A 10,814-nucleotide genomic window follows, 5' to 3' on the forward strand; every position below is an offset into this window, starting at 1 on the left:
ATGATTTTATAACGAACCATTGACTTTAAAAAGGGGCATTTTTTAGTTTAACATTATACTTAGTTGATTTTTCTGCTGCCAACCGAAATGAATTAGGCAGTATAAAATTCACAAAAAAGCAAAGCATTTCCATTATGGAGTCCTTTACATATCGAAAATTGGGTTTTGAGCCGTTTTCAGTCGTTCCTTGACATGTTGTTATCAGATAAATCATCAGTCGTACATGATTCATCCATAAACATCTGGCGTAAGAGTACAGTTTGTGCTTGAGCAATCCTCTGTATCTGGTTTTGTTGTTCCTTGAATGAAAACAATACTGAAACATGGTTGCTTCAACATTGTTTCTCTTCCTTTGCTCCTCTATGGGTATTGTTGCAAGCTTCCGTTTAAGAGCGGCGTTTTCAATCTGCTGGAGAGTGAAATACTTGTATTTGGATTTGCCATTGGTGGTAATTCTCCACTTGTCACCTGTTTTGTGGGCTGGGATAATTTCCCCAGTATCAAGATTGGTTACAATCAGGTTGCCTTCCTTCATTTCCAAGTCATAGATGGATTGTCTGCCTTGTAGTCCGGCAATCATCAGTTCAATATGGTTTGCAGCAGCAAAATCCCTGTTATCAGGTGACTGATAGGCTCCATCAGCGTAAAGCTTTTCTATTTTGTCATCGGTGGCATTGTTCTGAATGTGGGTAACAGCCTCCTGCACATAATCATTGTCGGCTGCACTTACAGGCTTGACTTGTACATCAACAATCAGATTCGGTTTGACGTCTTGTTCATCCTTGTCATTGCAGGTTTCAGTGATGTTCACACTATATCCTTTGATTTGCTGGTCGCCTTTCTTTCTGTAAGGGGCATCAGGATCATTATGATTCTGAACACTTTGGGCATTGATTTCTTCTTTAGGGCGTGGAATGGCTACTCCCTTTACTACTTCATATTGTTCGTGGAAAACCCGATGAAGAAGAACGTAGCCAATAGTATTCTCATTCAAACGTTTTAAAACCTGATAGATAAGTAGACCAAGTGAAGACAATTTAGCTTCAATGCTCTGACTGTTTAGACGATAAACCATTTTCTGAGCATCCTCTTGCTCAAAAGCAGCTATCAATTTGCGAAGCTTGGGATTCAGAAGGGTGTTTCGACTCTCTCCCAAACCTTTAAGGAAATGACGGAAAGTATTGTGAATGATCTCGAACTGGGAATACCAAGCGATATTGCTACCTATGAGTTTACTGTCCATGCGGACAGACTTACAGGAAATCTTGAATTGTGATAGCTGCGCTGAGGTAAGTTGGGCGAAGCATTTCTCCATTAGATTGACGCCCTCTTCTATTTCGTATTGACAAATACGCCTTCTCAATAGATAATAGGTGTCCAAAGAGGGAGTCGTAGTGCTTAACGACACAAGCCCAAGAGCTTTACGAACAAGCAGATCGAACTCACATTTCTCAAATAGTTCCTCGTCACTACAGCCAAAACCCTCCTTGATTAAGGACATGCCGATGATTACCCGAATCGATGCATTGGGAGCACCCATGTTCCCTGTTTTGAAAAGAGGAGAAAAAATGGACTCATCAATCTGGGAGGTCACATTACGGTAAAACTGGTTGTGCCAAGCCTTAGGATCATCATATTTCTTGGAACCACGCTTACCCAATTGGGTAGAGGGAGTCGAAAATAGTTCATATTGAGGGGTAGTATCTGTCTTTTTGAACATACGGCTTTTGTTTTTTGATGTCACAAGATACGAAATAACTATCTGATAACAATGAAGTCAACGAACTTTTATAGTGAGTAATAATATTTTTAATTAACGAATAAACGTCCATGACTTTTTAAAGTGGACTCATATATGAGTATTTATTACTGGTAATGTATTATGGTGTAATTGTCGAATGAGGAGAAATAAATAATATGAAGTTTAAATGCATAGATGTTTGTTTCTCTTAAAAAAAGAGAGGAGGTGGTTAATGGAATAGATTGATAATTAAACAGCTGTTTATCTTCAAAATAGAAAGTAAATAGGAGAAATAGAAAAACTTATATATTTCAGATATATATAAGAGTAAATAATGATTTAATTTATAATACGATGAAAAAGTTTATTTTTACATCTTTTATAGCACTATTAGCTGTAATAATGGGGTATAATGTTTATATCAATCAAAGATTAGCTCCTTTGTCAAATGTGGTATTAGCTAACGTGGAAGCGTTAGCACAACAGACGGAAAATGGAAATGGGAGCGATCAAACATGGCAAGTAGGAGAAAAAACTATTGTTACAACAACATCTCCTGGCTGGACATATGATGCAAAGGTGGGTGTATGGCTATTTGAGGGGAAAGTCACAGCTAATCGACCGCCATCAACACAAAGCGTAAAAATAAGTTGTTGTAGAGCTAAAGGTCCTTTGAGCAGTTGCTCATACGAAGAGTGTTAGATTTATTAATAGGGTTGTATGTGGGGTGTTTTACTCACATACAACCCTTAAATTATTATGGATATGAAAAAATGCAATTCAATTATAGTGGTATTTGCGCTGATTATTAGCTCATGTTCCTCTTCTCAAGGAAGGATAGAGCCTTCTGATAATGTTATTGGTATTGATGTAAGTAAAAGCGAGGAGCTGGATTTTAAAGAATACTTTGATACGGTAAAGTTTGTAGCCTTAGAAACGAGTAAAGATGTGCTCGTTGGTGAAATTACTAAAATGTACCTTACTAGTGACTATATAATTGTTTTTGATCAGAAGTCGATGGATATATTTTTATTTGATTCTGATGGGAAGTTTATTAGAAGGATAGGTAAAAAAGGTGGAGGGCCAGATGAGTATTTATTTATAAATGATATTCAATTTGAGAAAGAAGGCATGTTAATATATGTGCATGAAAGGTTTAGGAATAGTATATATACTTATGATTTATATGGAAATTTATTGGATAAAACCCAGACATCATTGATTCAATTCAATTCTTTTTTTAAGACTAAAGAAGGCTTTTGGGTATATAGCTGTTTCAGTAATGAGAATCCAAAGCATTACAATTTGACACTTCTAAGCTCCGATTTGCAGAGTATTGAAAAGCAATACTTTTCTCAGAAAGAATTTGTGAATGTTACATTTTTATCTACGTTTGTAAATGATGAGTACGGAAGGTTATTTTTCTATTATCCGTCAAGTAATATAATTTATGAAATTTCTGGTACAGATATTATTCCTTTTCTTCAAATAAATTTCGGGAATAACACATTGCCTTATGATAAGATTATCAAGGCAGAAAGCAAGGAAGATTATGATAAATTAGTTTTCAATAAAAATTATTTTGGAAACATTAATAGCTGTTTTATAAATCGAGATAGATTTTTCTTCTCGTTTTCTGATGCAGGGTTTGGTATAGTAAATAGTTATAATTGTTTTTATGATATTGACGCAAAAAAAGCGAATGTATTTAATAATTCTTTCATATTATCTACAAAATATCCCATATCCACAAGCTTATTATATTCAACAGATGCTATATTGGTTTATCCGATTTATCCATCCATCTTCTCTGAAGATAGCTTTGCGGAGTTGAGTCGGTCTCTGTCTACTGATATCCAATTTGATTCTAATTTGATTTTAGCAATATGTTCTTTAAAAGAATAATAGTTGTTATGTGGTTGAAATATTACTATTTATTTTGATGAGATGAAAAATGTTTATTGGAAATTTAATAAAATATTGGTTTTTCTAATATTAATCTTTGCGGTATTTATATTTTGCTTTGATAGGCTAAATAAAGATAATATAACAGTGGCGTTTGTTAATGAATGGATTGGACGAGAAATTAAAATGCCTAATAATTATCAATGCAATTTGTTAGGGACAGATACGGCTAACGTGAGTACGATCTTGTTAGATTCAGAATATAAGATATTATTATATGTAGATTCAGCTGGTTGTATGGGTTGCAAGTTACAGTTGCCACGATGGGATATGATGATAAAAGAATTCGAATACATGTCTTTAAACAAACCTGCTTTTTTACTATTTTTTCATCAAAAAAATGAAAAAGAATTGAGTTTGTTATTAAAGCGCGAAAACTTTAATTATCCCGTTTTTATAGACACAAAAGGTGAGATGGGGCAACTAAATAATTTTCCACCACAACCGGATTTCCAATGTTTTTTATTGGATAGAAATAACAAAGTATTATTGGTAGGTAATCCAGTGAAAAATATCATGATAAAAGAGTTGTATGTGAAAACTATATTAAATCAGGAAATAGTGCTTAATAGTGATAAGCAACAAAGTATACAGACGGAGGTATCTGTCGATGATGCTTTTATTTCTTTAGGTAAGTTTGATTGGACGCAAGAGCAGAATGCTATGTTTACATTAATAAATACAGGCACTAATCCCTTGGTAGTTGATGATGTAAGCACTTCCTGTGGTTGCACTTCCGTTGAGTATTCCCAAAAACCTGTTCGTCCAGGTGATTCTGTATCACTACATGTGACGTATAAGGCAGAGCATCCTGAACATTTTGATAAAACCATAACAGTATATTGCAATGCGAAACCTTCTCCTGTTGTTTTGAGAATAACCGGTGATGCAGAATAAGATAATATTGATGAGAAACTTATGAGAAAACACAGCCTTCTATTAATCATTTGTACTTTTCAGATATTGGCCTCCTGTACCAAAGTTCCGGTTGACCCTTCATTAAATGATATTGTATCGGCTAATCCTAAATTGCAGGTTGTCCTTGATAAATATAAGGGCGACTCCTTGAGGTATAAGGCTGCCGTTTTTCTTATTGAGAACTTACCTTTTCACTATAGTTATGAAGGTGAAGCTCTGAATGACTACCTGAAGCTTTTTGAACTTCACGGTAAAGGCACCATGTATCCGGATAAGGTGCTTGACTCCATTAAATGTGCTTGCGGTCCTTTCCACATGGATAAATTGGAGATAAAAAACGACATCTATATTGATCCGGCTTATTTGATTGAGAATATCGAATGGGCTTTCAAGGTGTGGCATGAACAGCCTTGGGAGAAAAATGTCTCTTTTGACAATTTCTGTGAGTTTATCCTTCCTTATCGTGTGGGCAATGAAAGACTGGAACCTTGGCGTGAAAGAATCTATAATAAATATAACCCTTTACTGGACAGCATCCGCAGACTTCCGGAAGCCGAAGACCCGAAGTTCGTTTCTCAACTACTGATGGATACTTTACATAAGGCTCCTGTCTACTTTACCGAACTTTTCTCATTTGGCCCTCATTACGGCCCTAAAGTAGTGGACTGGCGCTCGGGTAGTTGTGTAAACTTCACTGACTTGCAACTGTATGTTTTCAGAGCTTTGGGACTGCCTTGCAGTGAGGAAATCATGTTGATGAGGGGGAATGGCAATGTTTCCCATTATTGGAATGCTGTCTTTGACAAAGATGGCAACTCCTATCGTTGTTCCATTTTGGATCCTACTTCTGAACTGAACAGTCCCGATAACTACTGGGATCCCAAGGGGAAAGTCTATCGCCGCATGTTCAGCGTCAACCGAGAAATGCTCTGGACTATGGGAAAGAAGGCGGAAGAAAGACACCCCTCTTTCCGTTATCCCTGCTTCCGTGACGTTACTGCCATATATGCGGGGAGTAAGAACCGTACATTAACAATTGCCCCCGAAAACTTCTACAACCCTTTGAAGAAAGATGAACCAGTCTACCTCTGTTCTGCCAGTTTTATGGATTGGGCGCCTATCGGGTGGTGTCTCTACGACAAGCGTTTGGGTGCTGTCTTTAAAGATGTCGAAGGACAGGTTATCTTCCGCTTGGGAACTTATGAAAACGGAAGGATGTACCCACAAACCGATCCTTTTCTACTTGATAGAGAAAGCGGTGAAGTACAATTTTGTCCTTCGGGCGGTAAAGAAGTTGAAGTTACTCTGCTCCATAAGTATGAACTCTATTTCGAACCCTTTGTCCAGCGGATGATGGACGATGTGTTCGAAGGTAGCAATGATCCTCATTTCAATAGGAAAGATACACTGTTTATCATCAAGGAATTTCCTGAACGGCTTTGGAATGTCGTGCGGGTAAATAGCGCCCACTCTTACCGTTATGTTCGCTATTATGGTCCCAAAGACAGCCATTGTAATATTTCGGAAGTAGCTTTCTATGCTTCTTCCGCCGATAGTGTTCCCTTGAAAGGAAAGATTATCGGCACACCGGGTGGAGTGGAAGATTTTCATGAATATACAAATTTATTTGACGGAGACGCTTATACTTCCTTTGATTATTCTCAACATACGGGCGGCTGGTCGGGACTTGACTTGGGTACTCCCCGGCGTATCGAAAAGATTATATTTACCCCTCGCAACCGTGATAACTTCATCCGTACGGATGATGAATATGAACTTTTCTATTGTCAAAATGGGGAATGGACTTCGGCAGGCAGGGTTCGCCCTAATTCCGATTCTTTGCTTTATAAGGTTCCTGAAGGAGCATTGCTCTATCTGAAAGATTACACCCGTGGGAAGGAAGAACGCATATTTGAATATAAAGATGGGAAGCAACGGTTCTGGTAAGAAAAGGAAAAGGTTATGCTGGCTTGTGGATAAGTTCTTGAACTTGTTTCTGATAGCCTGTGGAGTAGTGGTGGTATGGATATTACTTCAAGTAACCAGTATCGCTACTTTCAAGATTCCTACGGACTCTATGGAACCTGCCCTGCTTGCCGGAGATAATATCCTGGTGAATAAATGGGTGATGGGTGCGCGTATCTTCAATATTGGGGATGCTCTTGAAAGGAAAGAAGTCAATATTTCCCGCCTACCGGGATTAGAAAATATCGAACGGAACGATATAGTAGTCTTTAATTTTCCCTATCCCGCCCAATGGGACAGTATAGGTCTGAACCTGATGTCCTACTATGTAAAGCGATGTGTTGCTTTGCCGGGAGATACGTTCGAGATCAAGGATGCCCATTACCGGGTACGTGGTTGTGAGACGCCGCTGGGAAATGTGGAATCGCAGGATGCACTGATGCGCCTTGTTGCAAATGGTTGGGAAAAAGATTACGGAATAGTGATGAGCGGTTATCCTTACAATGGATTGGTGGATTGGGATATCGTACGCTTCGGTCCCCTTTATCTTCCTGCAAAAGGAGATGAGATAGGGATGAACCCCAAACATGCTGCCCTGTACCGGAATGCGATAGAATGGGAACAGAAAAAGAAACTCTCTGTACGTGGCGATACGATTCTACTGAATGATAGCGTAATCCATGATTACCGCTTTAAGGAGAACTATTACTTTGTAGCAGGCGATAAAGTTATGAACTCTCAGGATTCCCGTTACTGGGGCTTGCTTCCGGAACCTTTTATAGTAGGCAAGGCTGTCCGGATATGGAAGTCGGTGGATAGGGATACGGGTGACATTCGATGGAATAGGGTGTTTAAGAAAATCAGATAGGTAATCCTGAAAGTTGAATTTATGAATAAAAGAATGCCATCAACTGTCAACTCCCTGATAATGCAGTATGTAAAACACGGTTTATTATTTGCTGCTCTATGCCTGCCGTTAAGCATGGTGTGTGTGGTTACACCTGAACTCTCAAGTGGCGAAACCATCGGGCAATGGGTGTGGTTTGGAAAGACTCTACCCTTTGCGGCAGGTTGTGTAATTGTAGCTTCTCTGATACAGCTATATGAAAGGGCGCCTTTGCGGAAAGCGTTGCGTTTTCCCGATTTCTCTGTCTACCTGTCGTGGAGTTTACTATTCTTAGGTACGGTAGAAGCAGTTTGGGGGCTAAGGCAACTCTATGGCTTCGCAACTTCGGGGCATTCCCACTATGCGCTGACCGGCTCTTTCTTCAACCCCGGACCTTATGCCGGATACTTGGCAATGATATTACCGGTATGCCTGTACCATTATATGAGGGTGCCGGGTGAATGGAAAGGTTTACGTAAATCACTGAAAGCAGAAAGAATTGCGGCAGCGATAGCCGGCATTTTATTACTTTGCATATTACCTTCCACCATGAGCCGTTCCGCCTGGGCAGCTGCAGCAATAGGTTGCGGTTGGGTGGCATACATGTACCGCGACAAACGGAAATGGAGCATACTGTGGCGCCGTTACAGGAAGCGTTATCTCCTGTGGGGAACCGGAATCTTTTTTATCCTGTCGATAGCAGCAGCCGGGATATTCCTTTTGAAACAAGACTCGGCACTGGGGCGCCTGTTTATGTGGAAGATAACCTGCCGCGCCATTGCTACCCATCCGTGGGGATGCGCCACCGGATTTGCTTCTACTTACGGTGAAGCCCAAAGTGCTTACTTCGCTTCGGGAGACAATGCCGCCTGGGAAGAACGCGTAGCGGGCAGTCCTGAATATGCATTCAATGAATACCTGGATTTTGCCCTGACGCATGGCATCCCCTTGTTTATACTGCTGTTGCTTGTCATCTCCGGCTGCCTTTGGATGGGAGTGAAACTCCGCCGTTATGGTATCTGCGGAGCGCTTATCTCTCTGCTTGTGTTTTCTTTCTCTTCCTATCCGTTGTATTTTCCGGCTTTCATTGTAGTGGGCATCTGCCTGCTCCTTGCCTGTGGGGTGGGAGATGTAATCAGCAAGTATCTTGTTTTATGTACTTGCGTGGCAGTATATACCGGCAGTTATATGGAAAGATGGACGCAGGAAAAAGAAGCCTGCCGGGATTGGATGACAGCAAAGATCTTCTACCGTTCGGGTTCTTATGAAGTAGCCAACAGGGCTTACGAAAGACTTTATCCGGCATTGGGTAAGAAAGGTGCATTCCTGTTTGAATACGGGCATAGCCTGCATAAGTCCGGTCGTCATGACGAATCCTTTAAGTATCTGTACGAGGCGCAGTTGTATAGCAATGACCCTATGATATTGAATATTATAGGTAAGAGCTATCAGGCGTTGTGCGAGTATGCATCTGCCGAAAAGTATTTCCACGCCTCAATCAATCGTCTGCCGGGCAGAATCTATCCCTACTATCTGCTCGCCAAACTCTATTCCGAACCGGAGGGATACCGGGATAAAGATAAGTTTGAGGCCATGAAGTGGCATGTGCTTAACCGGGAGCCTAAGATTCATTCCACTGCCATTGATGAGATGCGCATGGAAGTGAAGAAGATTGCGGAGAATTGGGATACCGGAAATAGAATACCAAGTACCGGTGACATTGAGCCGGAAGAGTAGGCTACATTGCTTCTCCTTTGTATTTCAGGAGATAAGATGCTTCTGCTACGCTCAGCATGACGGATACTATCAAAGTATAAACTAATTATGAATGTTTACTTAGAGCATAAAAACGAGGGAAAGAATATGGAAACTTATAATGATAACCGGAATGCCGGAATGTTATTCCGCAATAAACAACAGACCAAGCTACAGAAAGGCCATCAGAATACTTCAGTTCCGGCTGAATACCCTCCTTTTCTGCTGTCTGTGGAACAGTTGCTTCGCCTTCATCAGAACCCGTCTTACGGTATTATCCGTAACGAAACCGAATGGGCGAACCTGTTTACTGTCATTGACATGTTTTATGGCGGTTGCCTGTCCGAAAGCTTGTCTTCATACGGACTGAGCATGCAGGAGTTGAAGTTGTGTTACCTGATTCGCGCCCGGATAGGCAATAAGGCTATTGCGCTTCTTTGTAATATAACTTCCCGTTCGGTAGTGAAGGCCAAACAGCGTATAAAAGGGAAGTTGGCTTTAACGGCTACGGATGTTCTGGACAGGTATATACAACACTATTGGGGCTGAATAGCTCCCCCTCTCATTAAAAAAGTTCTCTCCCGCTGATATGAGAGAACTTTTAACGGCATGGTTGATAGTTCTTCGTTATTTTAGGTACAACTTTTTTCTTTCAAATACTGATGAATAACCTTAAATCCGCAACTAACTTATCTACTTTTTAATTCGCCATTAGAAGTTGCTTCCTTTCGTAACAATCCCCTTTTTTCTTCCTTATTTCTTCCTATTCCTTCGTTTCCATGTACAATCCCCCCCCCCTCCCCAACTGAGGGTTCACTTAAAAAGTCCCTCAAAAGCCGTAGATTAGGTTTTCCATAACAGGTGATATGGTTTTTGGGAATAGATGTTCAAGACCCATTTTCGTCCTGTCTTTATCCATTTTGCAGGCACAGCAATAAATCGGAATAGGAATCGCTTGATCCTGCTTTTGGGTTTGAGATCCGTAAATACCTTTGCAATCCTTCGTATTAGATACTGATAGCAATTCGCAGCCATTGCCGTGATGAGCAGGAATGCCGTATTCTCATTCAGGAACGAACAGGGCAGATGACTCCACCCAAAGTCATTGTTCATCACGTCGAAGTTCTTCTCACTGGTTCCCCGGGCGTTATAAAAAGTGATGATATCCTCTTCCGACCCTCCCAGTCATTGGTTACGATACACCTGTAGACATAGTTGCCGTCGAACAAGTCACGGTTCTCAAGGCCGACAATCAGAGAGCCTATCGTAGCGATGCCCGGGAAGTAGCCACGCGCTTTCTTGTAGGAATAGCGGGTGTCATACTTCTCAGTAGCAAGGAACTGGTGGTCGAAATCCAGGTCGTAATCCTTGCCCGGGGGCAATTGACCGGTATGCTGTAGCAAGTCTAGCAAAAGGCCGTTCAGTTTGTCGCCGGTATTGAATGAGTATTGAATGCCACTGTCTGATTGATAACCATAGGTTGTGCAACGAAGCCCCAAGACACGATCTATTAAGGGAAGGGATGCCTAAACGGGAAAATTCGTCCATCACATAGAATATACCACCAAAAGGAGTGACTTTACC

At 40.7% G+C, this 10,814-nt stretch carries 10 protein-coding genes; 7 read left to right on the top strand and 3 right to left on the bottom strand.

The window, feature by feature from the left end; translation table 11 throughout:
• Positions 1–25: 25 nt before the first annotated feature.
• Positions 26–1,720: a transposase gene (locus B2Z67_RS01115; RefSeq protein WP_291527974.1), complete on the bottom strand. Its 1,695-nt coding sequence runs from the start codon at positions 1,718–1,720 to the stop codon at positions 26–28.
• A 375-nt stretch (positions 1,721–2,095) separates the two neighbouring features.
• On the opposite strand from B2Z67_RS01115, the gene B2Z67_RS01120 reads away from it, so the two are divergent.
• The 7 genes from B2Z67_RS01120 (at position 2,096) to B2Z67_RS01150 (ending at position 9,779) form a co-directional block, all read left to right on the top strand.
• On the top strand, positions 2,096–2,443 hold the full coding sequence (locus tag B2Z67_RS01120) for an NVEALA domain-containing protein (RefSeq protein WP_291527975.1): 348 nt from the start codon (positions 2,096–2,098) through the stop codon (positions 2,441–2,443).
• A gap of 63 nt (positions 2,444–2,506) precedes the next feature.
• Positions 2,507–3,646, top strand: a complete 1,140-nt coding sequence (locus B2Z67_RS01125) for a 6-bladed beta-propeller (protein ID WP_291527976.1) — start codon at positions 2,507–2,509, stop codon at positions 3,644–3,646.
• A 42-nt stretch (positions 3,647–3,688) separates the two neighbouring features.
• Positions 3,689–4,603 (top strand): DUF1573 domain-containing protein, encoded by a 915-nt coding sequence (locus B2Z67_RS01130; RefSeq protein WP_291527977.1) that lies wholly within the window; start codon positions 3,689–3,691, stop codon positions 4,601–4,603.
• A 21-nt stretch (positions 4,604–4,624) separates the two neighbouring features.
• The gene (locus tag B2Z67_RS01135; protein ID WP_291527978.1) at positions 4,625–6,571 is read left to right on the top strand and encodes a hypothetical protein; all 1,947 of its coding nucleotides are present in this window, start codon (positions 4,625–4,627) and stop codon (positions 6,569–6,571) included.
• Positions 6,549–7,457, top strand: coding sequence for a signal peptidase I (gene lepB, locus B2Z67_RS01140; RefSeq protein WP_291527981.1), 909 nt, complete (start codon positions 6,549–6,551; stop codon positions 7,455–7,457). Before B2Z67_RS01135 ends, lepB begins: the two co-directional genes overlap by 23 nt.
• A gap of 21 nt (positions 7,458–7,478) precedes the next feature.
• A complete protein-coding gene (locus tag B2Z67_RS01145; protein ID WP_291527979.1) occupies positions 7,479–9,212 on the top strand; it encodes an O-antigen ligase family protein in 1,734 nt (577 codons plus the stop codon).
• Positions 9,213–9,338: 126 nt separating this feature from the next.
• Complete coding sequence (locus B2Z67_RS01150) at positions 9,339–9,779, top strand: helix-turn-helix transcriptional regulator (RefSeq protein WP_291527980.1); 441 nt, start codon at positions 9,339–9,341, stop codon at positions 9,777–9,779.
• A gap of 294 nt (positions 9,780–10,073) precedes the next feature.
• On the opposite strand, the gene B2Z67_RS15900 is transcribed toward B2Z67_RS01150, so the two are convergent.
• Together B2Z67_RS15900 and B2Z67_RS15905 are read right to left on the bottom strand one after the other, a co-directional pair.
• Complete coding sequence (locus B2Z67_RS15900; protein WP_414630766.1) at positions 10,074–10,346, bottom strand: hypothetical protein; 273 nt, start codon at positions 10,344–10,346, stop codon at positions 10,074–10,076.
• Positions 10,343–10,729 (bottom strand): hypothetical protein, encoded by a 387-nt coding sequence (locus tag B2Z67_RS15905; RefSeq protein ID WP_414630767.1) that lies wholly within the window; start codon positions 10,727–10,729, stop codon positions 10,343–10,345. Before B2Z67_RS15905 ends, B2Z67_RS15900 begins: the two co-directional genes overlap by 4 nt.
• Positions 10,730–10,814 lie beyond the last annotated feature (85 nt).

The sequence above is a fragment of the Bacteroides sp. UBA939 genome (genome assembly GCF_002293435.1).
GTDB lineage: Bacteria > Bacteroidota > Bacteroidia > Bacteroidales > Bacteroidaceae > Bacteroides.